Below are 26,985 nucleotides of genomic sequence, written 5' to 3' on the forward strand. Positions count from 1 at the left end.
AAGGCAACGGACGGATGGCACAGGCCATCCGTCCGTTTTGTGTTTGTGTCTTACCGTACCAATTTGGCCTCGCTATTCAGCATGCCGTGGTGCGGTGATTGACGGCCCCGGGTGAACATCGGGGAGTTCGGTTTCGTCGACATAGGCATTGGGCAGGTTGTGTTCTGCCTCGTGCTCGGTCTCGTACCATTGCTTGTAGCGATAGAGCACAAGGGAATCGCGCCCAAGGCCACGCAGCAAGCCATACATCATCACCAGGATCACGGCGGCAAACGGGAAGCCCGCCACAACCGCCGCGGCTTGCAGGGCGGAAAGCCCGCCCGCGATCAGAAGGACCGCGGCAATCACGCCTTCGGTCGTGGCCCAGAACAGGCGCTGAATACGGGGCGGATCGGCGTCACCACCGGCGGTCAGCATGTCGATGACAAAAGACCCACTGTCAGATGAGGTCACAAACCAGATGACGATCATGACGATGACAACGGTGGTGACAAATTTGGTCAGCGGCATGAATTCAAGCAGCTTGAAGATCGCGCTGCCGTAACTGGCCTTGGTGGCCTCGATCAGGCCGGGATTGCCGATCATTTCCATATGGATCGCAGCCCCGCCAAAGGCGGTAAACCAGAAGAACAGGATAACGACCGGAATGAACAGCACGCCAAGGGTGAATTCACGCACCGTACGGCCGCGCGAGATGCGGGCAATAAAGATGCCGACAAACGGCGACCACGACACCCACCAGGCCCAATAGAAGATCGTCCAGCCTGCCTGCCAGTTGCTGTCAGTGTAGGCTTCGCTCCAGAAGCTGATGACGACCAGATTGCTGATATAGTTGCCGACGTTTTCAACAAAGCTGTCGAAGACGAAAAGCGTCGGGCCGAAGATCAGAACAAAGCCGAGCAACACAAAGCTGAGCTGAATGTTGAGGTTACTGATGCGTTTGATGCCGCCATCAAGACCTGCCATGACCGAAATGGTCGCAAACACGGTGATGATGGCAATCAATACGATCTGAACCGGCAGCGTATCGGGAATGCCAAACAGCGAATTCAGACCGGAACTGATTTGCATGACGCCAAGACCAAGGGTCGTGACAATGCCAAACATGGTGCCAAACACGGCCAGAATATCGACCACGTGGCCCCAGGTGCCATAAATCCGTTCGCCAATGATCGGATACAGTGCCGAGCGGATCGAAAGCGGCAGGCCCTTGCGATAATGGAAATAGGCAAGCGACAGGCCAACGATGCAATAAAGCGCCCAGCCATGGATGCCCCAATGCAGGAACGAAATCATCATCGCCTGTTCGGCGGCCTCGATGGTTTCGGGTTCGGCCATGGGTGGTGCGAAATAGTGATAAAGCGGTTCGGCCACGCCCCAATAGAGCAAGCCGATGCCGATACCGGCACTAAACAGCATCGCCGTCCATGAAAACAGGCCATATTCGGGCTTGTCAGTCTGACGTCCCAAACGCACTCGCCCATAAGGGCCAATGGCAAGATAAAGACTGACGATCACAGCCAGATTGGCAACGATGATCAGGAACCAGCCAAAATAGTTTGCGATGGCGGCTTGTGCTGCGGCAAACAGCGCGCCCGCGGTTTCCGTAAACACCGCCCCGAATATGATGAACCCGACGATCAGGATTGCCGAGACGGAAAAGACCGGCTTGCTGACCCGCGGGAAGGGCCCGAGTGGCCCCACCTTCATTTTGTCGTCCATGATTACCTCACTGTTTCGGGTACCCAACTTTTCGTTGTTTATGCCCCCCGATCAGCGCCGGGGGTCTCCCGGTCGACAAACTGATCAAACATGCGGTCCGTACCCGCGCCGGACAGCAAGGCGGCTTTGATTAGGCACTTCAGGTCTTCCTTTCTTCAGCTCTTGCTACACAAGAGTTGAGGCAGCGCCGGCCCGCCGTCCCACATGGCTGGCCGACGCTGCTTCTTACTCCCCTCGCGGGAAGCGCTGTTTGTCTTCGAGTTCGTTCAGATCCATGTGATTGCGCATGTAGCGTTCGGACGCCTTTTGCAGCGGCTGATAATCCCACGGGAAGTAGGACCCGTTGCGCAGCGCCTCATAGACGATCCAGCGACGTGCCTGACTTTCGCGGACCGCGGAATCAAATGCCTCCAGATTCCAGCGCGCGGCCCGCTGGGCACGGAATGCCTCAAGCTGGTCGGCGCAGGCCGGATCGGTTGCAAGGTTGGTGAGTTCCCTGGGATCGGCTTCAAGGTCAAACAGCTGTTCGGGATCGAGCGTGCAATAGGTGTATTTCCATTTGCCTTCGCGGATACAGACCAGCGGGGCATAGGACCCTTCGGCGGCATATTCCATCAGGACAGGCTCGGTGCGTGCCTTGCCAGCAAGCATGCCACACAGCGACATGCCATCGGTCCAAGGTGCTACTTCATCCATCGAAATGCCGGCAAGATCGGCCACGGTCGGGGTGACATCAAGGCTTGAAACCGGGTCGGTATAAAGGCCCGGCGTGATGTTTGGCCCGGCCATCATCAGCGGCACACGCGCCGAGCCTTCAAAGAAGCTCATTTTGAACCACAGACCCCGTTCGCCCAGCATATCGCCATGATCAGAGACAAAGATGATGATGGTGTTATCGAGCTGACGGGTGGTTTCAAGCACCTCCATGATCTGACCGACCTTGTCATCAATATAGGAGATGTTGGCGAAATAGGCCTGACGCGAGCGTCTGACATCTTCCTTTTTGATATCGAAAGCGGTGTAGTCACTGGCCTTCATCAGACGCTGGGAATGCGGATCCTGATCATCGAAATCAAACGTTGCGACATCGGGTTCGAGTTCCGGGCAATCTTCATACAGATCCCAGAATTTCTTGCGCGCGACATAGGGGTCATGCGGATGGGTGAAGCTGACCGTCAGGCACCACGGGCGTTCATCATGACCGCGTGACAGATCATAAATCTTGTGCGTCGCGTTATAGGCAACCTCGTCATCATATTCCATCTGGTTGGAAATCTCGGCGACACCGGCACCGGTGACAGAGCCCAGGTTATGATACCACCAGTCGATCCGTTCGCCGGGTTTACGGTAATCCGGGGTCCAGCCGAAATCAGCCGGGTAGATATCGGTGGTCAGGCGTTCTTCAAAACCATGCAGCTGATCGGGGCCAACGAAATGCATCTTGCCCGACAGGCAGGTGTAATATCCTGCGCGGCGCAAGTGATGGGCATAGGTCGGAATGTCTGACGAAAATTCGGCGGCGTTGTCATAGACCCGGGTGCGATTGGGCAATTGACCGGCCATAAAGGATGCACGTCCCGGCGCGCAAAGCGGGGAACCTGTATAGCAATTGCGGAAACGCGCCGAACGTTCGGCGAGCTTGCGCAAATGCGGCGTATGAAGGAAATCCGCAGGACCATCGGGGAACAGGGTCCCGTTGAGCTGGTCGGCCATCAGGATCAGGATATTCGGGGACGTCATTTATTATGCACTCCTTCACAGGGTGCAATCCGCCGATCACCGAGATGGCAGCATTGACGACAAAAGCACCCCTGGGTCGTTTGGTGCGAGACAAAGCAAGCGCAAAACTCCTGCCCCTTTTCGGGTGTCTTTTATCGGGTCTTGTCGTTAATCCGCTTGACCTTGATCGCGTGACCGACATTAAATCCATAAATCAACATTCAAAGAAACCCGGTGTTTTTTAATCACTTCCATAAAGAATTTTTATAATGCAAAGACCCCTCGACATTGGCTGGCTGAGAATTTTTGAAGCGGTCGGGCGGCTTGGCAGCCTGACACGGGCCGCCAATGAGCTGGGCTTGAGCCAGCCTGCGGTGACCTATCAGATCAAGCGGGTCGAGGATCAGCTGGGTGTGTCGCTGCTGCACCGATCCCAAGGCGGCAGTCGATTGACCGATGCGGGCGAAATCCTGTTTGAGGCGGTGAAAACCAGTGTCGAGAGCATCGACAAGGCTGCGCGCGACACCCGGCGCACCACGCAGGATCATGCGGTGCGGATCTTTACCGATTTCGGTTTTGCCGCCTTCTGGCTGATGCCACGTGTGACCGATTTCCGCCGCCTGCATCCCGAGGCCGAAGTCCATATCATCGCATCCCAGGGCCTTGATGATGCGATGGCGCGCGAAACCGATGCCGCCATGCTGTTCGGGGCGGCGGATGATTTCCCCGATACCGCACAGCTTCTGATCCCCGAACGGGTAGTACCGGTTTGCACACCGGGCTTTCTTGAACGCTACGGTCCGTTTGACGATCCAGCCAAATTTGCCCGTGCCCCGCTTTTGCATCTCGAAGTCGCCGGCAAGTCACGCTGGCTGACGTGGGAAAGCTGGCTTGCCGATCACGGAATTACCCGCAAACCCGCCCAGGGCGATCTTGGGCTTAATACCTATGGCTTTGTCATTCAGGCCGCCCTTGCCGAACAGGGGGTCGCACTGGGTTGGCGCGGATTGGTGGATCATCACCTTGAACAGGGAAGCCTTGTTGCCATCGGACGCGAAGTGGCGCGCGCCGATCGCGGATACTGGGTGGTGCCCGGTGCCTCGGTCAGCAATACCACCACCACGCTGCTTGATTGGTTGATCAACGAGACCTGAGTGCCGCCAAGCACCTGAATTGTTTTGCTGTATCACAGGCGGTCCGTCCCCTAGAGTAATGTTTCGCGCACACCACTTTCGACAGGGGATTTTTCATGTCTGAGCATGGCTATAACAGCGGGCGGTTGAACCTGCCCTTTGTGGGGATTTCGACCTTTTCCAAAAGCCCCTATGTTGAAAACTGGGATGCGATTGATGCCGATGTGGCCATTCTTGGCGCGCCATTTGATTTTGGCACCCAGTGGCGATCGGGTGCAAGGTTTGGTCCGCGCGGCATTCGCGAGGCATCGACACTTTTTGCCTTTGGCCATGCCGGGGCTTATGACCATGAAGATGACGTCACCTATCTTGAAGGGGTCCGGATGGTCGATATTGGCGATGCCGATATCATTCATACCGACACGATCAACAGCCACGCCAATATCGAGTTTGGCGTGCGCAAGATTTTGGCGGCCGGTGCCCTGCCCGTGGTTCTGGGCGGCGATCATTCGATCAACATTCCCTGCATCAATGCCTTTTCCGAACAGGAACCGGTGCATGTTGTGCAGTTTGACGCCCATCTGGATTTCGTTGATGAACGCCACGGGGTGCGCAATGGCCATGGCAACCCGATGCGCCGGGCCATTGAAAAGCCGTGGGTCACAGGCATGACCCAACTTGGCATTCGCAATGTGTCCTCCACCGCCAAGGAGGGCTATGACTATGCCCGCGCGCAGGGATCAGACATCCTTTCCGTGCGCCAAGTCCGCAAGCTTGGTGTCGAAGGTGTGCTGGAACGCATTCCGGCCGGGAAACGGTACTACCTGACGATTGATATTGACGGGTTTGATCCGTCAATTGCGCCGGGCACCGGCACGCCCAGCCACGGCGGGTTCCTGTATTATGACGTGCTGGAAATCATCGCGGGTCTGGCCAAGCGCGGCGATATCGTTGGCATTGATCTGGTCGAAGTTGCGCCCGACTATGATCACACCGGAACAACCGCCATTCTGGCAGCACAGATATTGCTTAATACCATCGGGCGGATTTTTGCTGCGCGTGGCAAATAGTGGCAGACACCGCTGGAAAAACGTCCGCTTGATGAACAGGATCAGGTCATAGCAACAAACCCACATATGTGGTAATGTGGGTTTGTACATTTGTTGGGAGATTGCCCTATGAGCCGCTTGACGATCGACATCACCGACCAGCAGCATCAAAGCCTGAAGGCGACGGCCGCCTTGCAGGGCAAGACCATCAAGCAGTACGCACTCGAACGGTTATTCCCGGACGATGCCAATGCCGACAAGGCATGGATGGAGCTGAAAACCTTACTCGAAAACCGCATCGAAGATGGGGTTGCGGGGAACGTTTCGTCCAAAAATATCTCTGAAATTCTTGAGGAAGAACTGAGCGAGAAGCCTGCGTGACGGGGTATGTCCTTAGCGCAGAGGCAGAAGCCGATCTGCGCGGGATCATTCGATATACCAACAAGGAGTGGGGCCCAGCACAAGTGCGGCGCTATGTCGCCACGCTGGAAAAGGGCATTGATGATCTTGTCGCCGGGCGTGGTTCATTCCATGACATGAGCGAACTTTTTCCAGATCTTCGGATGGTGCGCTGCGCGCAACATTACGTCTTTTGTCTTCCGCGCGAAAATGCGCCCGCACTGGTCGTGGCGATTTTCCATGAACGTATGGACCTTATGACGCGATTGGCGGACAGAATTCGATAGCAAGGTCGGTGCAAGCAGCACGAGATCCCCGCCTTCGCGAGGATGACGGTGTCAGGCGTTACGGCCAGTTGGCTTCGGGCGGAAGCGACATCAGGATGGCTTCGGTGTTGCCGCCGGTCATCAGGCCAAAGCGCGTGCCGCGGTCATGGAGCAGGTTGAACTCGACATAGCGACCGCGCTTGATCAGTTGGGCGCGGCGTTCGTCATCGGTCCAGGGCTTGTTGTAGTGGCGTTTGACGAGTTCCGGATAGATATCGCGAAACGCACGCCCGACATCCTGGGTAAAGGCGAAATCGGCATCCCAGTCGGCATCGAGATAATCATAGAAAATCCCGCCAACGCCGCGTGGTTCGTTACGGTGTGGCAGCCAGAAATATTCATCGCACCATTTTTTGAAGCGGTCGTAATAGTCATCGCCATGGGCATCGCAGGCAGATTTAAGCGCACCATGGAAATCGGCGGTGTCTTTTTCCTGCGGGAAGACCGGGGTCAGATCGGCACCACCGCCAAACCATGCCTTGGTGGTGACGATGTGGCGCGTGTTCATGTGCACGGCCGGAACATGGGGCGAGCAAGGATGGGCGACCAGTGAAATGCCCGCGGCCCAGAAGTTGGGGTTTTCATCGGCGCCGGGGATTTCCTTGCGGAATTTTTCAGAAAATTCGCCATGCACGACCGAGATATTGACCCCGACCTTTTCAAACACCCGGCCCTTCATGACCGACATCTCGCCGCCACCTTCATTTTCGCCGCGTTCCCAGACGGTGCGCTCGAACCGCCCCGGTGCACGATCGGAAAGCGGTCCTTCGTAGCTGTCTTCAAGCGCCTCGTAACTGGCGCAAATGTCATCACGCAATTGGCGGAACCAGTCCCGGGCGATCTGTTTGCGTTTGGCAATCACGGCATCCTCGACCTTATGGTCGGTGCTCGTCTTCATTGCCTGTTTTGCAGCAATTTTTGCGTCCGTCATTGCGTTACTCACTTGGTTCATTCACTCGGTCGGCTTGCAGGAAAGCCATCGGTCTGTCGGAGCGCCTCGCCCAATGTCATTGCGGTTGCCATGGCGACATTCAGCGAGCGCATTTGCGGCTTCATCGGAATGACGACGCGGGCATCGACATAATCATGGACGCTGTCAGGCACCCCTTTGCTTTCGGAACCCAGCATCAGGAGATCATCGGCGCGAAATTCAAAATCGCAATAGGGTTCGGCCCCCTTGGTCGTCAGCAACACCAGACGCCCCGGCACGGTTCCGTCCTGGCGGGCTTCGACAAAGGCGCGCCAGTCGGCATGGCGTATATAATCGGCCTTTTCGAGATAATCCATCCCGGCGCGCTTAAGCGCACCGGACGTCAGAAGAAAGCCGCACGGTTCGATGATATCGACCGGCAGGCCAAAACAGGCCGCCATGCGCAGGATGGTGCCGGTGTTTTGCGGGATGTCGGGTTCGAATAAACAAATTCTCATGGCTTCTTTTAGAATCGTTGGTGAACAAATGTCGAATCAGTTCATCAGCGACATATAATTACCCGTTAACGCCGCTATTAGACTTTTTTGGAATATGAAGAACTAAAGCCACAAGTCCTTGGCGTACAAAGGGCGGGATACCCGCAATTACGCTATGTTTTACCGAATTGTGCAGCGCAAAACCCAATGATCTTGTTGAATGCAAACAATTTGCAACTCCAAGTTCTCCTTAACAAACCGAATTTTTGTTAGTATACGGACCGTCAAACAGGCCTAAGGGCTTTGAGTGGCAAGATTGTTTGATTTTCATCAATGGAATGTAAACATGAATGCCCTAAGTCTTGGTTTGGCATTCCGCATGCCTGTTTTGGGGGCAGAAAGAGGGATTAATTATGTCGCAAACGGTGCATTCCTCCGGCGAACACCAGCCGGACGAGAACCGCAGGGATTTCCTGACCTTGGCGACCACAGCAGTTGGCGCCGTTGGCGTTGGTTGCGCGTTGTTGCCGTTCGTGGACAGCATGAACCCGTCCAAGGACGTTCTCGCACTTGCCTCGGTTGAGGTTAATCTGGCCAACATCCCGGTTGGTCAGGCAATTAAGGTCATGTGGCGAGGCAAACCTGTCTTCATCCGCCATCGTACCGAACGCGAAATCAATGAGGCCGAAGACGTCGCATTGAACGAACTCGTCGATCCGCAGACCGACGATGCGCGTGTCGAAAAGAAAGAGTGGCTGGTCGTCGTCGGCGTCTGCACCCATCTGGGCTGCATTCCGATGGGCACTGCCACAGGCGAAACCCGTGGTGATTATGATGGCTGGTACTGCCCATGCCATGGCTCGCACTATGATACGTCGGGCCGTATCCGCCGCGGCCCCGCGCCGTTGAACCTTGTCGTTCCGGAATATGAATTCCTGACCGACACGTCGGTCCGGATCGGGTAAGGAGCAGGTTAATGAGCGCACCTCAGTGGAACAACAAAGTGGTCAAGTGGGTTGACGACCGTCTTCCGGTCATCTCCATGTTGCACCACTCTGCATACGAATATCCGACCCCGAAAAACCTGTCCTATATGTGGAACTTCGGTTCCCTGGCCGGTTTTGTTCTGGTGACGATGATCCTCACCGGTATTTTCCTGGTGATGAACTACACCCCCCATACCGATATGGCCTTTGAGTCGGTCGAGCGCATCATGCGTGATGTGAACTATGGCTGGCTGATCCGCTATATCCATATGAACGGCGCTTCGATGTTCTTCATCGTTGTGTTCATTCACATTTTCCGTGGCCTGTATTACGGGTCATACAAAGCACCGCGCGAGATGCTATGGTGGATCGGTATCCTGATCCTGCTTGCCATGATGGCAACCGCGTTCATGGGCTATGTCCTGCCGTGGGGCCAGATGTCCTTCTGGGGTGCAACGGTTATTACCAACCTGTTCTCTGCCTTCCCGATCATCGGTGATCCGCTGGTGACCTGGCTTTGGGGTGGTTTCTCGGTTGATAACCCGACGCTGAACCGGTTCTTCTCGCTGCACTATCTGATGCCGTTCGTCATTCTGGGCCTTGTTGTCCTGCATGTCTGGGCACTGCATACCGTGCGCTCGAACAACCCGACCGGTGTTGAGATCAAGACCCCGGCGGATGCCATTCCGTTCCATCCGTACTACACGATCAAGGATCTGTACGGCATGGGCGTGTTCCTGATCTTCTTCTCGGTGTTTGTGTTCTTTGCACCTGACTTCCTGGGCCACCCGGATAACTACATCCCGGCGAACCCGCTGGTCACACCGCCGCACATCGTGCCGGAATGGTACTTCCTGCCGTTCTATGCGATCCTGCGTTCGATCGACTTCACCATCTTTGGCATCCCGGCAAAACTGCTTGGCGTGCTGGCGATGTTTGCCTCGATCGTGATCCTGTTCGTTATTCCGTGGCTTGATACCTCCAAGGTGCGCAGCTCGAAATTCCGTCCGGTTTACAAATGGTTCTTCTGGCTGTTTGTGATCGATACCTTCATTCTCGGCTATTGCGGGGCGAAGGCACCGGATGACTACTTCCTGGGTATTCCGGGTCTGAAAGTCATCGTGATGGGTCAGCTTTCGACGCTGTATTACTTTGCACACTTCCTTGTGGTCATGCCGTTGGTTGGAAAAATGGAACGAACCAAGCCGCTTCCTGCAAGCATCAGCGAATCTGTTTTGAAGGAGGGTGCAAATGCGTAAGTTCGCACTGACCGCAATTGCTGCCGCCTTCGCGGTAACCGCATTCACTGGTGGTGCAGCCAAGGCTGCCGGCGATCAGCCGGTGCCCGAGGCACAGGATTGGAGCTGGCAGGGTCTGTTTGGCACGTATGACCGTGCCCAGCTGCAGCGTGGCTTCCAGGTCTACAAGAACATCTGTGCCGGTTGTCACAGCCTGCGCTTCATTGCCTTCCGTAACCTTGAAGGCATTGGGTTCAACGAAGACCAGATCAAGGCGATTGCAGCCGAGTATGACATCGAAGACGGTCCGAATGACGATGGTGACATGTTCACCCGTCCGGGTCTTGCTTCGGATTACTTCCCGTCTCCGTTCCCCAACGAGAAGGCGGCTGCGGCTGCCAATGGCGGCGCGATTCCGCCGGATCTTTCGTTGATGAACAAGGCCCGTGTGGGTGGTCCGGACTATGTGTTCGGCCTTCTGACCGGCTATGAGGAAGAAGCACCTGAGGGCTTCGACCTTGCGGACGGGAAATATTACAACCACTACTTCCCGGGTCATCAGATCTCCATGGCACCGCCGCTTTATGATGAAGCGGTCGAGTACACGGATGGTACCCCGATGACCCTGGAACAGCATGCACGTGATGTGACCGCCTTCCTGAACTGGACGGCACAGCCGGAGCTTGAAGCCCGCAAGGCGCTTGGCATGAAAGTGATCCTGTTCCTGCTGGTTCTGACGGCAATGCTGTATGCGGTCAAACGCAAGATCTGGCGCGACGTCGAACACTAAGACGTCCTGATCTGCCCGATATTGAAACAGGCCACCGACATTCGGTGGCCTGTTTTTTTGTGCGCCGGTCAGACGCCCCGCAGGATATGGCGGGCGATATCAATAAGAGAAATAGGAAACAACCAGCCGGTCGATCTCGCCGCTTGCGAGCATGTCACTGAGCACGCGATCAAGGGCGCCGGCAAACTGGTCGCGATAGGGCCATTTGCCTTCCGGGTCCGGGCCATAGGCAACATAGCCAAATTCGTGCCCGATGATCGCGGCCTCGTCAAACAGACGCGCGACTGCCTTGTCGACGGCCAGTTCGCGCATCCCGGCCAGAATGGCCATGCGTTCATTGACATAACAATCGACACGGCCGGCCATCAGGAAACGCAGATTGCTGGCTGTGGTGTTGGCTTCTTCAAGGGCAATCTCGCCGGCCTCGACCATGTCAAAGAATTCCGGCCCGGCCAGACGATATCCGGCGTTGTTGGCAAAGCGCGCGCCTTTGAAATCATCGGGGAAGCGCTTCAGATCGTTGCTTTGTGCGTAATCCTTGCTGCAGATTGCCACGACGGTTTCGCGCAGGATCGGGATGGAATAGCGTTCGATCCAGTCGCGATCCCCGCGCGCGTAAGGCGGAAAGAACCCCATGATCTTGCCATCCTTAAGCAGCTCCATCCCGCGGCGAAACGGCACATTGACAATATCGAGCTGATAGCCCGGCAGGCGATCAAATGCTTCCTGCAGGATGCGGACATAAATGCCTTCTGGCGTGACCCCATCAAGAAACGCGTAGGGTGCGTTGCTGTCTTCGGCGTACAGCGTGATGGTGCGGGGCATGTTGCTGTTTTGCACCGGCTCGGCCACGGCGTGCAATGGCAGAAACAGCGCACCGCCAAACAGCGCGCGTCCGGTAAACCTGACTGTGTTTCGCAAAACAGATTTCAATGACATGATGTTATTATGCAGACAACCATAGCGTGCCTGTCAATTATCATCATGTAACAAAACATGCCGTGATTTTACGGACTTACTGGTCTGATGCCGAAGGCTGTATTGGTTTGTCTTCATCCGACGGGCCGTTTTGACACTCATCCCTCCGGTCGTGCGACAGACGGTGCTGCTGATTGCCATCGGCCGGACGCAGTGGCGGGACCGTCACCGGGATGTGGACCAGACGACGTTTGCGCTGTGGCGTGCCGGAGCTGGCGTAAAGCTGCTTACCGGCTTCGACAATCGAAACACCGGCAAAGGCCTTGAACAGGCGCGATCCGATATTTTCAAATACCTGCGACCAGCGCAGCAAAAGCCGCATGTTGGTCGGCGGCATGAAAAGTGCGCGGCTATGCTGGATCGGCAGGAACATGTTTTCACGCAGCAGGTTTTGCAGCTGTGAGACGCTATGGGGATGGCCATAGCCAAAGGGCGTTTTTTCCGACCATGACCAGAGCGAGCTTCGGTTCGGTGTCACCACGACAATCCGGCCATTGGGGGTCAGCACCCGCCAGCATTCGCGCATCAGGCGACGCATCGAGTCCGTATGTTCGACCAGATGCACGACCAAAATGCGATCCACCGAACTATCAGGCAGCGGCAACATGGTTTCTTCGGTCAGCGCCACACGGTTGTCTTCACCTGCAGGCCAATGAACGCAGCCCTGCTGGGCTGGCATGAAGGCCATGACACGCTCTGCCTCGCCAATGAAGGGGCGCAAGTACGGCGTGGCATAGCCAAAACCAAGGACGCGCATCCCCCGGACATCCGACCACATGACGCGCAAACGCCTGCGGATCAGACGCCGGGCGGCTTGTCCGATACTGCTGGCATAAAAACGGTGAAGATCAACGACATCCTGACGCATGCGATCAGCCTATCATCCCAGATCCAGCACGGGAATGTTTTTGCGTGATTGTTTCAAGACAGTGGTTGCTGCTAGTCTTGGTTCAAATCGGAATTCATAGTTTTGAGGTCGAGCATGGCTGCCGGCGAAGTGATCGTTATTCCCTGTCTTTCTGACAATTACACCTATCTGGTGCGCTGCCACCGCAGTGAAGTCACCGCCATCGTTGATCCGGGCGAAGCAGGCCCTGTGATTGCCGCCCTTGAAGAGCGTGACTGGAACCTTGATCTGGTGATCAACACCCATCACCACCATGACCATATCGGCGGCAATGCCGAATTGATCGAGAAATACGGTGCGAAATTGCTGGGCCCGACGGCGGAAACCGCGCGCATCCCCAACATGGATGAAACGTGCGGCGAGGGCGATCAGGTCCTGATCGGCGATCTGGAAGGACGGGTGTTTGATGTGCCGGGCCACACCAGCGGGCATATCGCGTTTTATTTCCCGGCCATCACCGCGCTGTTTTCCGGCGACAGCCTGTTTGCGCTGGGTTGCGGGCGTTTGTTTGAGGGCACGCCCGAACAGATGTGGCATTCCTTGCAGAAGTTCCGCAATCTTCCGCCCAGCACGCAGGTCTATTGCGGCCATGAATATACCCAGGCCAATGCGAAATTCGCCAAAACGATTGAGCCCGACAACGCCATCCTGATCGCACGGTGCCAGGATATTGACGGGCTTCGCGCACGCAACTTGCCGACCATTCCATCGCGTCTGGATGTGGAGCTTGCGACCAATCCGTTTCTGCGCGCCGATGAGCCATCGGTTGCCGCGGCATTGGGGATGAGTGGCGAAAGCCCGGTTGCGATCTTTACCGAGATTCGCAAACGCAAAGACAATTTTTAAGCTGATGTTGGATCAGGCCATCTGTTTGAACAAAACGTTCTGATCAAGCAGATAGCGCGAGAACAAGGGCAGACTTGCCGCACCGATGGCGCGTGCGGCACTGCCCACCCGCCCCTGTTCGATGCGGGGGCGTTCGATGCCTTGCAGATCGAGCTCGGAAATCGCGGCACGGGTTGCGGCAACCACCCGTTCGCAGACATCGGCCGGGAAGCCGCCATCGACAATGACGGCTTCGAAATCAATCACCGAGCAGACCGAGGTGATGGCAATCGCCAGACTGCGCGCGGTGTGTTCGATCCAGATATCAAGCGTCTTGCCAAGACCATGCCAGTAATCGGGATCGCGCCATAGCATCGCCGGATCACCGCCTTCGCGGGTCAGCATTTGTTCAAGCACAAAGATCGAGGCCTGATCGATCAGCTGGCTGGGATGGCCGCTGCGTGACGAAACCGGCATGGAGCCAAACGCCCCTGCATTGCCCGTCCGTCCGGCATAAAGCGCCTGATTAAGCACAACCCCGCCGCCAATAAACGACCCGATAAAGAAATAGGCGAAATCGGAATAGTTCGGGCCAAGGCCAAAGACAAGCTCCGCCCCGCAGGCCGCCGTCGCGTCATTTTGCTGAAAAACCGGGAACGGCACGATGGCGGCGATCGCATCGACCAGATCAACCTCGCGCCAGGCATTCATGTCTTCGACCGGTGCGCCGACTTCATCGACCCAGTTCCAAAGTTCAAACGGGGCAGCAATACCGACCCCGGCAATGCGGTCAATCTGGTTGCGATCAAGACCGGTCAGGATGTCATCGACAGCACCACGAACGAACCGGCGAATGCCATCGGGGGTGGGATATTTATACGCTTCGCGTTTGGTTGCCCGCACCGATCCGACGAAATCCATCAGGATCAGTTCCGTGCTGCGCCGCCCGATCTTGAGCCCAAAGGAATAAACCCCGTCGGGATTAAGCGCCATCGGCACCTTTGGCTTTCCGACATTGCCGCGCACCGGTGTGCCGCGCATCAAAAGCCCATCCTTTTCAAGGGCGCGCATGATGACGGAAACGGTTTGGGCCGACAGCCCGGAAAGCCTTGCGATTTCGGCCTTTGAAAGGCCGGCGTTACGGCGCACGAGCGACAAAACAAGCCGTTCGTTGTAGGCGCGCACACGCAACTGGTTTGCGCCCCCGCCCGGATGCAAGGGACGCGCGTTGCTATCATCCGCCCCGATATTGTCCGGGTTCGCAGAGATGCTGTCAGTCATTGGTTCCTCCCACTCGGGATCCTTAATGCCCGATTAGGGACCATGGTGACAGGAATAATTAATAAATCAATCGGATTTATTAATTGACAGGATCGCCGGTTTGGTGTGTCGTAAGGCCATACAGATTGAAGACCCGCGACAAAAAATGTGCGTCACGATCTGTTGGAAAACAGCAAAATCAGGCCAAAATGGCCAAATATTCAGGTTCAGTCCTGGGAGGAAACAAATGAAGAAAGCACTTCTTGGCGCCGCCCTTGGTGCGCTTGCACTGGGTATGACTGCGGCCCCGAACGCAGCAAAAGCCGACGAAATCGGCGCCTGCCTGATCACCAAAACCGACATCAACCCGTTCTTCGTGAAAATGAAGGAAGGGGCAACCGCTGCGTCTGTCGCCAATGGCATTGATTTGTCGACCTATGCCGGCAAGATTGATGGTGACCATGAGACACAGGTTCAGGCCATCGAGTCTTGTATCGCATCGGGTGCCAAGGGCATCCTTCTGACCGCGTCGGACACCAAGGCGATTGTTCCGGTCGTCAAAAAGGCCCGCGATGCCGGCCTGATCGTAATTGCACTTGATACACCACTTGAGCCGATTGACGCAGCCGATGCGACCTTTGCCACCGATAACTTCAAGGCCGGTGAACTGATTGGTCAGTGGGCCGCGGCCAAGCTTGGTGACAAGGCAGCAGACGCCAAGATCGCCCTGCTTGACCTGACGCCGAGTGCGCCGTCGGTTGATGTGCTGCGTGATCAGGGCTTCCTGAAAGGTTTCGGGATCGACATCAAGGACCCCAACAAGATCGGGGACGAGGATGACGACCGGATCGTTGGCCATGATGTGACCAACGGCAACGAAGAAGGCGGCCGTACTGCGATGGAAAACCTGATGCAGCGCGATTCCGACATCAATGTGGTTTACACCATCAACGAACCGGCCGCTGCCGGTGCCTATGAGGCACTGAAATCGTTCGGCATGGAAGACGGCGTTCTGATCGTGTCGGTCGATGGCGGTTGCCCGGGTGTTCTGAACGTCAAAGACGGTGTTATTGGCGCAACGTCGCAGCAATACCCGCTTGATATGGCCTACAAGGGCATTGAAGCCATCAAGAAATGGGCCGAAACTGGTGAAAAACCGCAAACGACCGAAGGTCTTAACTTCTATGACACGGGTGTGAACCTTGTGACCGACGAGCCGGTTGACGGCGTTCCATCCATCAGCGTCGAAGAAGGTATGAATCGCTGCTGGGGTTAAGCCCGGGCTTATTCTGACCTGCGTCGAAGGAGGGCAGTATTATCCCCTGCCCTCCTTCTCCCAATTTGCTTTACACTTGGTATGGCACCCAAAACAACCAACCGGCCATCAGAGCCGGGAGCGTGTCTGTAAACAGAGCAGCAATGACTGATCCTGTTTTCAACCAGGTCCGGAGGAAACGATGAGCGAGACACCAAAATCGTCGCGCCAGAAACAGGAATTCGAGCACGCGCTTGAGTCCAGCGACCGCAACGTCGCGCAATTCGAACATAAACACCGCAGTCTTTTCGGCAACGTGCAGCATTTTTTGCATGGCAACCCGACCATGGTGCCGGTGATTGTTCTGATATTTTCGATCATCATTTTCGGCTTTGTCGCCGGCAGTAAATTCTTTTCGCCCTTTAACCTGTCGCTGATCATGCAGCAGGTGTCGATCATCGGCATTCTGGCCGCGGCGCAAAGCCTTGTGATCCTGACCGCCGGTATCGATCTTTCGGTCGGTGCGATCATGGTTCTGATGTCGGTCATTATGGGCCAGCTTGCCGTCACCATCGGCATTCCAGCGCCGATTGCCATTATCATTGGCTGTATCGGCGGGATCTGTGCCGGGGGACTGAACGGGTTCCTGGTGACCCGGATCAAGTTGCCACCGTTTATCGTGACGCTCGGCACCTGGAATATATTCTTTGCGCTCAATCTTTGGCTTTCGGGCGCACAGTCAATCCGAAGCCAGACACTTGATGAAATTGCCCCGCTTTTGAAATTCTTTGGCGAAAGCATCGCGCTTGGCGGGGCACGGATCACCTATGGGTCGATCCTGATGCTGGTGATTTTCGGGGTGCTTTGGTACATCCTTAATCACACCAGTTGGGGGCGGCATGTCTATGCCATTGGCGATGACAAGGAAGCAGCCGAACTTTCGGGCATTCGCACCAACCGTACCCTGATTACGGTTTATTGCCTTGCCGGTTTGGTTTGCGCGATTGGCGCTTGGGCATCGATCGGACGTGTGGGATCGGTTTCACCTCAGAGTTTTCAGGAAGCCAACCTGCAATCGATTACGGCTGTTGTCATCGGGGGTATCTCGCTGTTTGGCGGGCGCGGATCGATCATTGGCCCGTTGATCGGGGCGTTGATTGTTGGCGTGTTTAATTCCGGCCTTCGCCTTGCGGGGGTGGATGTTCTTTGGCAGGTCTTTGCCATCGGCTGGCTGACCATTATTGCTGTCGCCATTGACCAGTGGATCAGAAAGGTGTCGTCATGAGCAACACTTCCCAATCTGTGCAACCTGTTCTGAAAGCACGCGGCATCGTCAAACGATATGGTCGTGTCACCGCCCTTAACTATGCCGATTTTGATCTTTATCCCGGTGAAGTCCTTGCGGTAATCGGCGATAACGGGGCGGGGAAATCATCCCTGATCAAGGCGCTTTCGGGGGCTGTCACCATTGATGAAGGCAGTATCGAGCTTGATGGCAAGCCGATCCAGTTCACATCCCCGATGGAGGCCCGCGAAGCCGGAATTGAAACGGTGTATCAGAACCTTGCGCTTTCGCCGGCACTTTCGATTGCTGACAACATGTTCATGGGCCGCGAGCTTCGCAAGAAGGGCATCATGGGCAAGTATTTCGGGGCGCTGGACCATGAGGAAATGCAGCGTCTGGCACGTGAGAAGCTGACCGATCTTGGTCTGATGACCATTCAGAACATCAATCAGGCGGTTGAAACCCTTTCGGGTGGGCAGCGCCAGGGGGTTGCGGTTGCCCGCGCAGCCGCATTCGGATCGCGCGTGGTGATCATGGATGAACCGACAGCAGCACTGGGCGTCAAGGAAAGCCGTCGCGTGCTCGATCTGATTGCCGATGTGAAGGCGCGCGGCATGCCGATTGTGCTGATTTCGCATAACATGCCGCATGTGTTCGAGGTCGCAGATCGCATCCATGTGCATCGATTGGGCAAACGTCTTTGCACCATCAAACCCGATGATTACAGCATGTCAGACGCGGTTGCCTTCATGACGGGGGCCAAGGAGCCACCGGCAGAAGACGCCGCATAAAACATCGTACCCCGGATATGAGAACCATAGTTTCATGACACCTGATCTCGACGCGTTGGCAGACGCCATTCGCGCCAAGCACGCCGACAAGGGCCGCATTCTTGTGGCCATCGTCGGCGCACCAGCCTCGGGCAAGTCAACCTTGTCCGACCGGCTTTATCACCATCTGGGGGGTGATAAAGCCGGGGCTGCTGTGGTGCCGATGGACGGGTTTCATTTTGACAATGGCATTCTGGAAGAACGCGGCCTTCTGGCCCGCAAGGGTGCGCCGGAAACCTTTGATGTTGGCGGCCTCAAGCGCACCTTGATGGCCCTGCGTGACACGCCAAACGATGACGTTTACGTGCCGCTGTTTGATCGGACACTCGAAATCTCGCGTGGCTCAGCCCGAATGATTGCGCCTGATCACAAGATCATTCTGGTCGAGGGCAATTACCTTTTGCTTGATCAAACACCCTGGAATCAACTGCAGGGGCTGTTTGATCTTTCGATCTATCTTGATGTGACTGAGGAAAAACTGCGTGCGCGCCTGATGGAACGGTGGCGGTCGTTTGGCTTTGATGATGATGGTGCCCGCGCCAAGGCAGAAACAAATGACCTGCCCAATGCCATAACCGTTGCACGCCTCAGCAAACTGGCCGACATCGTGGTTACGGGCGGCTGATAAAGTCCCCATTGAGGAGAACATCCACAAGCCAGTCCGCAACCGCACGGACCGGTGGCAGGTGGCGTTTGTCCTGATGGGTCAGAAGCCAAACCTCGCGACCAACCGGATGATAGCCATCAAGCAAGGTTAGGCCATCAATCCGCGCGCCCACGCACACCGGCAGCAGCGCACAACAGGCATGGCCTGCCATCATTGATGCCATGATCGACCCACGATTGGCATAGCCGATGGTTTTGCGATCCGGGAAATGATCCGCCAGCCACTTCTGTTCGGGCTTATCGGCAAAGAATTCATCAAGATCGATCCACGGCAGTTTTGTCGGATCAAGTGCCTCCAAAGGCAGCCCATTGGGATTGCAAAAGACGCCATATTCAAGACAGCCAAGACGTCGGATATGAAACGCGCCGGTTTCAGGCCGGGCAAGGCGGATGGCGATATCGGTTTCACGTTGTGGCAGACTGAGATTGCGGTTGGCCCCGATCAGTTCCAGCGCAATGCCTGGATATTGCCGATGCAAGGACGCCATGTGCGGGGCGACACAATCTTGTAAAATCGCATCCACCCCGGTCAGCCGAACGATGCCACTAATTTGCCTGGTATCGTGATCAGCATGAGGATCCCCGACCAAAAGCCCAGATACCGTTTCCTGCATTTGCAATGCGGTCTGTAGCAATGCCTGTGCGCGGGCGGTCGGGGTGACGGCACGGCCATCGCGATGGAGCACGCTATAGCCTACCCAGTCCTCAAGACGCGCAATGCGCCGCGCCACCGTGGTTTGGTTCACCCCCAATTCACGGGCAGCGGCACTCATATTCCCGGCCTGACAGACCAAGGCAAAGGTCCGCAATCCTTCCCAATCAAGGGACATAACAAGCTCCCGATATCTGCGTATTTGCAGATATTAGCCGAAATAACGCCGATAGATAATGCAAATTCGCAGATCAATAATGGGGCATCAAAACGATAACCCAAGGATCCAGACATGACTGCACAGACTATTTTCGATATCGCCGGTGCTGTTCTGCCGACCGGAACGCCCAAGGACGCCGCATTGATTGTGATTGATGCGCAGGAAGAATACCGCGATGGCAAATTGAAGCTGTCCGGGCTTTCGCCTGCGCTTGCCAATATCCAGACGCTACTTGCCCATTGGCGCGATCAGGGTGGCACCGTGATCCATGTGCAGCACCATGCGACGGGCCTGTTTGATCCAAGCGGCCCCTATGCTGCGATCATGCCCGAAGTTGCGCCGCGCGATAGTGAACCGGTCCTCACCAAATCCGTACCGAGCTCATTTGGCAATACCAACCTTGAAGAGCTTCTGACAAAAGCTGGCCTCAAACATGTTGTTCTTACGGGCTTTATGACGCATGTCTGTGTGTCGACCACCGCACGGGTTGCCGATGAAAAGGACTATCAGGTCACCGTCGTGTCAGACGCCACCGCAACCCGCGATTTGCCCGATACCCTCACCGGTAAAACCATCCTTGCGGCAGACCTGCATAACAACGAACTGGCGATGCTGGCCGATGCCTTTGCCAAGATCGTTACGACGAGAGAGATTCTTGCGGCATAACCGCATGCAAGCCCGCCTCCGAAACAAAAAACGCCCCGCAAAATCTGCGGGGCGTTTTGTATTTTGGCCCAATGCCGGTCAGAACATATGCTGACCGCCATTAATCGACAGGCAGGAACCGGTGATGAAGCCCGAATTCGGGCCGCAGAGATAGAGGATCGCCTGGGCGATTTCATCTGCTTCGCCCAATCGGCCGACCGGAATTTTGGAAATAATGCCTTCAAGCACCTTTTCCGGAACAGCCGCCACCATGTCGGTATTGATATAGCCCGGCGCGATGGTGTTGACCGTAATGCCTTTACGCGCGACTTCCTGGGCAAGTGCCTTGGTAAAGCCGTGCACGCCAGCCTTGGCGGCGGAATAGTTGGTCTGGCCCAACTGACCGGCCTGGCCGTTAATCGAGGAAATATTGACGACACGGCCAAAGCCGCGTGCACGCATGCCTTCAAGAACCGGTTTGGTCATGTAAAAGAGCGAGCTCAGGTTGGTGTCGATCACCGCGTTCCATTGCTCGGTCTCCATCTTGTGCATGAAACCGTCGCGGGTGATGCCGGCATTGTTGATCAGAATATCAATTGGGCCGACTTCAGCTTCGACCTTGGCGATGCCAGCGGCACACGCATCGGCGTCGGCCACACTCCATTTATAGGTCGCAATGCCGGTTTCGTCTGTGAAGGCCTTGGCGGCCTCGTCATTACCAGCATAGTTCGCCACAACGGTGTAGCCCGCGTCCTTGAGTGACAGACTGATTGCCTTACCGATCCCACGTGTTCCACCGGTTACCAGTGCTGTTTTTGTCATGGTCGCCTCCCTAAACTTCGTTCATCAAACGTGTCATCATCGCGATTTCCGTAGCTTGCCCTTCTACGACTTGCGTAACTTTAATCCATAAATTGCGTTATATACGTAACTTTATTACTTCTCCATCCTCGAATTCTACAAAAGCGGTTAGTCTTTCGTCGCACTGCAGCAAATTCTGCATCAATGCAAACGGGGCATCCCCATCAAGAGGACGCCCCGCATATGTTATTTTCCGGCAAAAGGTCGCTTAGCGTTCAACGCAAAGCGCAACCCCCATACCACCACCAATGCAGAGCGTCGCCAGACCTTTTTTGGCATCGCGTTTCTGCATTTCGTGCAGCAATGTGGTGAATACACGGGCGCCGGATGCGCCGATCGGATGGCCAAGCGCAATCGCACCGCCATTGACGTTAACCTTATCGGTGTCCCAGCCCATGTCGCGGTTAACCGCTATCGCCTGGGCGGCGAAGGCTTCGTTGGCCTCAATCAGGTCAAGGTCGGCTGCCGACCAGCCGGCCTTTTCAAGCGCCTTTTTCGAGGCCGGGATCGGGCCGGACCCCATGATCGCCGGATCAACACCCGCCGTTGCCCAGCTTTTGATCGTCGCAAGCGGGGTCAGGCCACGCTTGGAGGCCTCAGCCGCTGACATAACGACAAGGGCGGCCGCCCCGTCATTGATGCCCGATGCGTTACCCGCGGTTACCGTGCCTTCCTTATCGAATGCAGGGCGGAGTTTGGCCATACCGTCGACGGTGGCACCGTGACGCGGGTATTCGTCAGCATCAAAGATGGTTTCACCCTTGCGATGCGCGATGGTCACCGGGGCGATTTCATCATTGAAGCGACCGGCTTTCTGGGCGGCCTCGGCCTTGTTCTGGGAGGCGGCGGCGAATTCATCCTGTTCTTCGCGCGAAATGCCCCATTTCTTGGCAATGTTTTCAGCGGTGTTGCCCATGTGATAGCCGTTGAAGGCACACCACAGGCCATCCTTGATCATGCTGTCGATGAATTTGACATCGCCCATTTTGTGCCCGGCGCGCAGATGCGCGACATGGGTTGAAAGCGACATGTTTTCCTGACCACCGGCGACGACGATGTTGGCGTCCCCCGTCATGATCTGCTGGGCAGCCAAGGCAACCGTGCGCAGGCCCGAGCCGCAAACCTGGTTGATCAGAAACGCGGTTGTACGATCAGAGATGCCCGCACCGATGGCGGCCTGGCGTGCCGGGTTCTGACCCTGACCACCTGTCAGGACCTGACCAAGGATCACTTCGTCAACAGCATCGCCTTCGACACCTGCGCGTTCGAGTGCAGCCTTGATGGCAATAGCACCCAGATCGTGCGCCGGTGTATTGGCCAGCGTGCCACTGAATGCGCCGATTGGTGTCCGTGCGGCACCCACAATTACGACGTCGGTCATGAGATCCTCCGATTAATCCTGATTACGTTTCCAAAGATCGGGCGAAGGTCGTTACGAGCCTTGCTCAGATCCTGCCTCAATCTTACCGCGCCGCAGCAAATTTCCAAGCGCTGATACCTACCACTTTCGGGTCAGTCGAATATGTACAACTTGCAAGCGAGGAGCATCAAAGGACTCCCAGCAGGCGATACATAGAGTGTGTGCCTATAGCGGCGAGATCGCAAGCCCTGTGCGCAACTTTAAGGGCAATGTCACGCATAATTTCGCCTTATAAGGCCCGGTCCCATCGTCGGAGCCGGGCCTTACAGGCGGTTAGCGGACGTCGTAGACGTCGGCGGTGTTGTCCTTGATCTGATAGACTTCGAACGGGGCATTCTTGACCCCGCCCATACCGGGCGATCCCATCGGCATGCCCGGCAGGGTATATGCCTTGGCATCCGGACGTTCTGCCAAGATGCGGTCGATGGTTTCAAACGGGACATGACCGGAAATGGCATAGCCGTCGATCATGGTCAGATGGCAGCCCTGCATTTCTTCGGGAATCCCCATCATGCGCGACATCTGAACAACCTGATCGCTTTCGATCACTTCGACTTCATAGTCCCGTGCGACAAGATAATCGGCGTAGATCGCACAGCAGCCGCAATTGGGATCCTTGTAGACTTTTGCCTGCAAGGGATTGGCGTGGCTGTGGCCGGACAAACTCATCGTTGCCAGGCCAAGGGTCAGCATAAATGCAAAGAAACGTTTCATGGTTTTGATCCTGTCGTTTTTCGATTGCAGCTTTGCGGCGGTCAGGCGGTCCGGATGAAGCCGGACATGCCGCCGAATTTGTGTTCGAGAATGTGACAATGAAGCATCCAGTCGCCGGGATTGTCGGCAACAAAGGCGATTTCGGCCTGTTCTGCCGGGGCAAGAAGGACGGTATCCTGCCATTCCTGATAGCGGGTTGGTTGCCCGTCGCGCGAAAGCACCCGGAAGGCATGACCATGCAGGTGGATCGGGTGATACCAGGCCGTGGCATTGGTGACGGTCACGACACAGCTTTCCCCGCGGCCAAGTGAAAATAGCGGGCCGAGATCATCCCGTTCGGGATCGCGGCCATTGACCATCCAGATGCCACCGCCGGTCATCATGCCCATCATCGATTGCGCCATGCCGCGCACTTCACCAAGGAAGCCGGCATCAATTTTGCCGGTTTCGACAAGATGGCGCAGCACGCCACCGCCCATCATGCCGCCGGTATAAAGCAGCTGTTCACGCCGGGCATTTTGCAGATCAGGTTCCGGTAACGGGTTATCGGGCAAGGTCATGCTGGTTTGCGCAACGTCGCCACGCACCGGATCCCCCGCAACCCGTAGGTTTGCCAACGGGTTTTCAAGCCCGTCATAAAAACGGTCGATCAGGGAAAACTGACCACTGGCACCGGGCGGCACATCAACAATAAAATCAGCCCGCATGCCCGGTGCGAACAAAAAGACCGGCAGGTCCGGTACATGCGGTGTGACCGGATGACCATCAAGGGCAATCAGATGCGGTGCCAAACCCGCAAAATCGATGGCAAAAACCCGCGCATTGGCCGTGTTGATCATGCGCACCCTGATCCGTTCGCCGGGGCGTACCGAAATATCGGGATTTGCCACACCATTGATGGTGACAAGCCCGCCCAGCCGCCCGGCATGACCAACATCGTGCCCGGCGTTAAACACCGGATCGATTTCGCCATTTTCCCCAAGACGCCAGTCATCGATCAGCCAGACAAATTCCCGATCGACGCTGACCGGTTCGGCTTCCTCGACGATCAGTGCACCATAGAGGCCGCGGGCAAGCTGGGTCGGTGAATTGATATGCGGATGATACCAATAGGTCCCGGCATCCCGGGCGTTAAAGCGGTAATCGAATGTGTCGCCCGGCGCGACCGGCTTTTGGGTCAGGCCGGGCACCCCATCCATGGCATTGGGAACACGCACCCCGTGCCAGTGGATGCTGCTGGGCTCCGCAAGCTGGTTTTCAAAGCGGACATGGACGTCTTCGCCCTGTTTGACGCGCAAAAGCGAGCCCGGCACCGTGCCGTTAAATGCCCATACCGGTGTTGGCACAGCGCCCCCGGGGATAAAGCGGGCCGTGGCAGGTGCGGCGGTCACATGGTGGACGCCGCCGGTCTGGGCAGCGTTGGCCATGCCCGGCAGACCGGCAGAAAGGGCCGCGACCGTGACGCCACCGGCACCCAGCGTTTGCAAGAAACGGCGCCGTGACGGGCGCAAAGTGGAAGGAGTCTTCATAAGGATGACTTTCCTAACAGATGACAGTTTCCCGGCATTGCACATGCCGGAATGGTTGGCGCGCAGCACCGTTGTCAGGGCGCGCACGCTTAGCCGGTCTGTGGGGCAATACCGCCACAAGACCGGGTCGGGTCAGGAAAGAAGGCGTGGAGGGGCGATTTCCGGGCGTTGCGTAATGCCAGCAGCACGATGGGCCACGGGCAGGATATGAAGCTGCTTGACCGAAAGGAGGTTTGCCAGCGGTTCCTTACGCGCAATCACGGCCGGGACAGCACAGATGATATCGCAGGCATCGGCCACCTGTGGCGATGCCGCGCAATCATCGCAATCAGCCATCATCTGTTCCATGGTTCCATGAGACATGCCAGCCCCTGCCATCGGCATTGCCGAGGCGGAGGCCGATATATGTGTCATGCCCGCGACCGAGGCGCTGAGCAAACACAGTGTCATGAAAATATGGAGCAGCTTGTTCATAAGCCAAAAACTATCGCGATCCGGTTGGCGCGTCCATGATCTTGATCATATCGACCAATGACATTCACATTCGGGCTAGATCGCCGGTCCGAATTCATCCTTCAGCGTTTCGGTGATGATATAGGTGCGGTACCAGACGATGTTGTCATCGGCATCAAACAGCGTTTCGCAAAGGGCGGTATATTCGGCCATGTCGCGCATTTGCAAAATCATCACCCCGGTAACTTCCCCGGTGACGACATGGCATTGGCGTACGGCATCAAGTTTGCGGACCTTGCGAATAAAATCCTGCCGGAACTGATTGCCATGGCGATGAAATTCAAGATTGATCACAGCACCCAGCGGACGTCCGACCTGGGCCGGATCAATCACCGCGACAGTTTTGCGGATCACCCCTGATTGACGCAGCTTTGCCACCCGACGCAAACAGGCCGAGGGCGACAGGCCGATCCGGTCGGCCAGTTCGGCATTGGGGATATCGGCGTTTTCCTGCAACTGGCGCAGGATTTTGGTATCGATCTGATCCAGTTCGGGCATATCACGCAACTCCACCGCGCCAATCAGCCTAACAACGCTTCTATATTGCACGAAGATGCGCAAATACGCTGCACAAAAATCAAGAACCCGTGGCATGATCGCGGCCTTGAACGACCTTACATGCGCCTACCGCCACCATTAAAACCCTCAATACCTAACCGGATTGCCGCCCCATGCATCGCTACGCCTTTGATCTGATCAACCGCAGCCAGAAACTGTTCATCACCCTGATCAAGGTGATGTTGCCCGTGATGGTAATTGTCCGCATTGCCGAGGAGTTCGGGGCAGTTGAACTGGTATCCAATTGGCTGGCACCGGTGATGGCGCTGATCGGCCTGCCGCCGGAGGCCGGGCTGATCTGGGCGACCTGCGTTTTGGTCAGCATGTATGGTGCGGTCGGTGCCTTTGTCGGGCTGGCAGCGCACCTTGATATGACCGCCGCACAGCTTAGTGCGCTGTGTGCGATGATGCTGTTTGCCCATGGCCTTCCGGTCGAACAGGCGATTGTCAAACGGGCCGGGGCAAGTTTTTGGGCGACCACGGCCCTTCGCGTCGGTGCCGCGATCGGATATGCCGCGCTGGTGACCTGGGTGAGTGACCTGACAGGTTGGCTGTCCGAGCCGGTTGATTTTTCATGGATGGCTGGGGGTGAAACCACGACTGCCGCCAGTGGTCTGGCCGGATGGATCGACTGGTCACTACAAATGGTCAAATCGCTCGTGGTGACCTTTGGCGTGATTGTCGGATTGCTGATCCTGCTTGATCTGCTTGAGAAAACCGGGATCACGGCGCGCATCACACAGGCGATGATGCCGGTCCTGCGTATATCGGGCATTTCACGCGACGTAGCACCGGTAACCACCATTGGTGTGCTGCTTGGCATTACCTATGGCGGGGCGCTGATCATTGATGAGGCGCGCAAGAACAACTATCCGCCAAGGACGCTGTTTCTGTCGCTCAGCTGGTTGTCGCTATCGCATTCCCTGATCGAGGATACCGCGATCATGTTAGCCCTTGGTGCCGATATATGGGTTGTCCTTGTCGGACGTGTGATCCTGACCCTGATCATCATCGCCCTTCTGGCGCGCCTGACCCTTCGCTGGGCGCCAGAGCGCGCCCAACTTGCCACCGAAAATGCCGATTAAAAGCGGGCTTTCG

28 protein-coding genes are annotated in these 26,985 nt (G+C 56.3%); 14 read left to right on the plus strand and 14 right to left on the minus strand.

The annotated features are described in order from the left end of the window. Positions 1 to 72: 72 nt before the first annotated feature. Entirely contained in the window at positions 73 to 1,722 is a 1,650-nt protein-coding gene (locus tag AC5Q5A_RS09910) for a BCCT family transporter (RefSeq protein WP_287444963.1), read from the minus strand. Between the two features lie 225 nt (positions 1,723 to 1,947). After that, positions 1,948 to 3,462 (minus strand): choline-sulfatase, encoded by a 1,515-nt coding sequence (gene betC / locus AC5Q5A_RS09915; protein WP_493895151.1) that lies wholly within the window; start codon positions 3,460 to 3,462, stop codon positions 1,948 to 1,950. 248 nt (positions 3,463 to 3,710) lie between these two features. Here betC and AC5Q5A_RS09920 point away from each other — a divergent pair, with 248 nt between their 5' ends. The 4 genes from AC5Q5A_RS09920 (at position 3,711) to AC5Q5A_RS09935 (ending at position 6,309) form a co-directional block, all read left to right on the plus strand. After that, a complete protein-coding gene (locus AC5Q5A_RS09920) occupies positions 3,711 to 4,595 on the plus strand; it encodes a choline sulfate utilization transcriptional regulator (RefSeq protein ID WP_338186371.1) in 885 nt (294 codons plus the stop codon). Between the two features lie 95 nt (positions 4,596 to 4,690). After that, complete coding sequence (gene speB / locus AC5Q5A_RS09925) at positions 4,691 to 5,644, plus strand: agmatinase (RefSeq protein WP_493895152.1); 954 nt, start codon at positions 4,691 to 4,693, stop codon at positions 5,642 to 5,644. Positions 5,645 to 5,752: 108 nt separating this feature from the next. Continuing rightward, a complete protein-coding gene (locus tag AC5Q5A_RS09930) occupies positions 5,753 to 6,004 on the plus strand; it encodes an antitoxin (RefSeq protein ID WP_296990511.1) in 252 nt (83 codons plus the stop codon). After that, positions 6,001 to 6,309, plus strand: coding sequence for a type II toxin-antitoxin system RelE/ParE family toxin (locus tag AC5Q5A_RS09935; RefSeq protein ID WP_210514671.1), 309 nt, complete (start codon positions 6,001 to 6,003; stop codon positions 6,307 to 6,309). The genes AC5Q5A_RS09930 and AC5Q5A_RS09935 overlap by 4 nt, the downstream gene beginning before the upstream one ends. A 58-nt stretch (positions 6,310 to 6,367) precedes the next feature. Here the strand turns inward: AC5Q5A_RS09935 and hemF are convergent, their stop codons facing one another. Both hemF and AC5Q5A_RS09945 read right to left on the minus strand, forming a co-directional pair. Further along, on the minus strand, positions 6,368 to 7,246 hold the full coding sequence (hemF, locus tag AC5Q5A_RS09940; RefSeq protein WP_493895153.1) for an oxygen-dependent coproporphyrinogen oxidase: 879 nt from the start codon (positions 7,244 to 7,246) through the stop codon (positions 6,368 to 6,370). Between the two features lie 50 nt (positions 7,247 to 7,296). Continuing rightward, entirely contained in the window at positions 7,297 to 7,776 is a 480-nt protein-coding gene (locus tag AC5Q5A_RS09945; RefSeq protein ID WP_493895154.1) for a tRNA (cytidine(34)-2'-O)-methyltransferase, read from the minus strand. A gap of 392 nt (positions 7,777 to 8,168) precedes the next feature. Between AC5Q5A_RS09945 and petA the strand changes: the two genes are divergently transcribed. Genes petA through AC5Q5A_RS09960 form a run of 3 tightly spaced genes read left to right on the plus strand, consistent with a single transcriptional unit; the run spans position 8,169 to position 10,769 of the window. Next, a complete protein-coding gene (petA, locus tag AC5Q5A_RS09950; protein ID WP_008889443.1) occupies positions 8,169 to 8,720 on the plus strand; it encodes a ubiquinol-cytochrome c reductase iron-sulfur subunit in 552 nt (183 codons plus the stop codon). 11 nt (positions 8,721 to 8,731) lie between these two features. Further along, positions 8,732 to 10,000: a cytochrome b gene (locus AC5Q5A_RS09955; RefSeq protein ID WP_063088700.1), complete on the plus strand. Its 1,269-nt coding sequence runs from the start codon at positions 8,732 to 8,734 to the stop codon at positions 9,998 to 10,000. Further along, positions 9,993 to 10,769, plus strand: a complete 777-nt coding sequence (locus tag AC5Q5A_RS09960; RefSeq protein WP_063088699.1) for a cytochrome c1 — start codon at positions 9,993 to 9,995, stop codon at positions 10,767 to 10,769. Before AC5Q5A_RS09955 ends, AC5Q5A_RS09960 begins: the two co-directional genes overlap by 8 nt. A 99-nt stretch (positions 10,770 to 10,868) precedes the next feature. On the opposite strand, the gene AC5Q5A_RS09965 is transcribed toward AC5Q5A_RS09960, so the two are convergent. Next, positions 10,869 to 11,708 carry a substrate-binding periplasmic protein gene (locus AC5Q5A_RS09965; protein ID WP_493895155.1) on the minus strand — a complete coding sequence of 280 codons (840 nt, stop codon included), beginning with the start codon at positions 11,706 to 11,708 and terminating at the stop codon, positions 10,869 to 10,871. A 76-nt stretch (positions 11,709 to 11,784) separates the two neighbouring features. Beyond that, positions 11,785 to 12,615: a methyltransferase domain-containing protein gene (locus tag AC5Q5A_RS09970; RefSeq protein WP_493895156.1), complete on the minus strand. Its 831-nt coding sequence runs from the start codon at positions 12,613 to 12,615 to the stop codon at positions 11,785 to 11,787. Between the two features lie 114 nt (positions 12,616 to 12,729). Here AC5Q5A_RS09970 and gloB point away from each other — a divergent pair, with 114 nt between their 5' ends. After that, positions 12,730 to 13,500, plus strand: a complete 771-nt coding sequence (gloB, locus tag AC5Q5A_RS09975) for a hydroxyacylglutathione hydrolase (protein ID WP_493895157.1) — start codon at positions 12,730 to 12,732, stop codon at positions 13,498 to 13,500. 12 nt (positions 13,501 to 13,512) lie between these two features. On the opposite strand, the gene AC5Q5A_RS09980 is transcribed toward gloB, so the two are convergent. Continuing rightward, on the minus strand, positions 13,513 to 14,760 hold the full coding sequence (locus AC5Q5A_RS09980; RefSeq protein ID WP_493895158.1) for an ROK family transcriptional regulator: 1,248 nt from the start codon (positions 14,758 to 14,760) through the stop codon (positions 13,513 to 13,515). A 226-nt stretch (positions 14,761 to 14,986) separates the two neighbouring features. On the opposite strand from AC5Q5A_RS09980, the gene AC5Q5A_RS09985 reads away from it, so the two are divergent. From AC5Q5A_RS09985 to AC5Q5A_RS10000, 4 genes are all read left to right on the plus strand, one after another. Continuing rightward, positions 14,987 to 16,015, plus strand: a complete 1,029-nt coding sequence (locus AC5Q5A_RS09985; RefSeq protein ID WP_493895159.1) for a sugar ABC transporter substrate-binding protein — start codon at positions 14,987 to 14,989, stop codon at positions 16,013 to 16,015. A gap of 181 nt (positions 16,016 to 16,196) precedes the next feature. After that, positions 16,197 to 17,279 carry an ABC transporter permease gene (locus AC5Q5A_RS09990; RefSeq protein WP_064787393.1) on the plus strand — a complete coding sequence of 361 codons (1,083 nt, stop codon included), beginning with the start codon at positions 16,197 to 16,199 and terminating at the stop codon, positions 17,277 to 17,279. Then, the gene (locus AC5Q5A_RS09995; RefSeq protein WP_493895160.1) at positions 17,276 to 18,070 is read left to right on the plus strand and encodes an ATP-binding cassette domain-containing protein; all 795 of its coding nucleotides are present in this window, start codon (positions 17,276 to 17,278) and stop codon (positions 18,068 to 18,070) included. Before AC5Q5A_RS09990 ends, AC5Q5A_RS09995 begins: the two co-directional genes overlap by 4 nt. A gap of 34 nt (positions 18,071 to 18,104) precedes the next feature. Further along, positions 18,105 to 18,734: a nucleoside triphosphate hydrolase gene (locus AC5Q5A_RS10000; RefSeq protein ID WP_493895161.1), complete on the plus strand. Its 630-nt coding sequence runs from the start codon at positions 18,105 to 18,107 to the stop codon at positions 18,732 to 18,734. Here the strand turns inward: AC5Q5A_RS10000 and AC5Q5A_RS10005 are convergent. Further along, a complete protein-coding gene (locus AC5Q5A_RS10005) occupies positions 18,721 to 19,605 on the minus strand; it encodes a LysR family transcriptional regulator (protein WP_493895162.1) in 885 nt (294 codons plus the stop codon). The two genes, AC5Q5A_RS10000 and AC5Q5A_RS10005, sit on opposite strands and share 14 nt — an antisense overlap. A 114-nt stretch (positions 19,606 to 19,719) precedes the next feature. Here AC5Q5A_RS10005 and AC5Q5A_RS10010 point away from each other — a divergent pair, with 114 nt between their 5' ends. Next, positions 19,720 to 20,313, plus strand: coding sequence for a cysteine hydrolase family protein (locus tag AC5Q5A_RS10010; protein WP_493895163.1), 594 nt, complete (start codon positions 19,720 to 19,722; stop codon positions 20,311 to 20,313). 78 nt (positions 20,314 to 20,391) lie between these two features. Here AC5Q5A_RS10010 and phbB read toward each other — a convergent pair whose 3' ends face one another. From phbB to AC5Q5A_RS10040, 6 genes are all read right to left on the minus strand, one after another. After that, complete coding sequence (gene phbB, locus AC5Q5A_RS10015; protein ID WP_008889427.1) at positions 20,392 to 21,114, minus strand: acetoacetyl-CoA reductase; 723 nt, start codon at positions 21,112 to 21,114, stop codon at positions 20,392 to 20,394. A gap of 247 nt (positions 21,115 to 21,361) precedes the next feature. Then, positions 21,362 to 22,534 (minus strand): acetyl-CoA C-acetyltransferase, encoded by a 1,173-nt coding sequence (locus tag AC5Q5A_RS10020; RefSeq protein WP_120224322.1) that lies wholly within the window; start codon positions 22,532 to 22,534, stop codon positions 21,362 to 21,364. 312 nt (positions 22,535 to 22,846) lie between these two features. Then, on the minus strand, positions 22,847 to 23,287 hold the full coding sequence (locus AC5Q5A_RS10025) for a DUF411 domain-containing protein (RefSeq protein ID WP_493895164.1): 441 nt from the start codon (positions 23,285 to 23,287) through the stop codon (positions 22,847 to 22,849). A gap of 41 nt (positions 23,288 to 23,328) precedes the next feature. Then, positions 23,329 to 24,816, minus strand: coding sequence for a multicopper oxidase family protein (locus AC5Q5A_RS10030; RefSeq protein WP_493895165.1), 1,488 nt, complete (start codon positions 24,814 to 24,816; stop codon positions 23,329 to 23,331). 132 nt (positions 24,817 to 24,948) lie between these two features. Continuing rightward, a complete protein-coding gene (locus tag AC5Q5A_RS10035) occupies positions 24,949 to 25,179 on the minus strand; it encodes a hypothetical protein (RefSeq protein WP_147419458.1) in 231 nt (76 codons plus the stop codon). Between the two features lie 186 nt (positions 25,180 to 25,365). Beyond that, positions 25,366 to 25,827: an Lrp/AsnC family transcriptional regulator gene (locus AC5Q5A_RS10040; protein WP_064780005.1), complete on the minus strand. Its 462-nt coding sequence runs from the start codon at positions 25,825 to 25,827 to the stop codon at positions 25,366 to 25,368. Positions 25,828 to 26,000: 173 nt separating this feature from the next. On the opposite strand from AC5Q5A_RS10040, the gene AC5Q5A_RS10045 reads away from it, so the two are divergent. Next, entirely contained in the window at positions 26,001 to 26,972 is a 972-nt protein-coding gene (locus AC5Q5A_RS10045; protein WP_493895166.1) for a nucleoside recognition domain-containing protein, read from the plus strand. The last annotated feature ends 13 nt before the right edge of the window (positions 26,973 to 26,985 follow it).

The sequence above is a fragment of the Thalassospira sp. CA1 genome, from assembly GCF_059052855.1.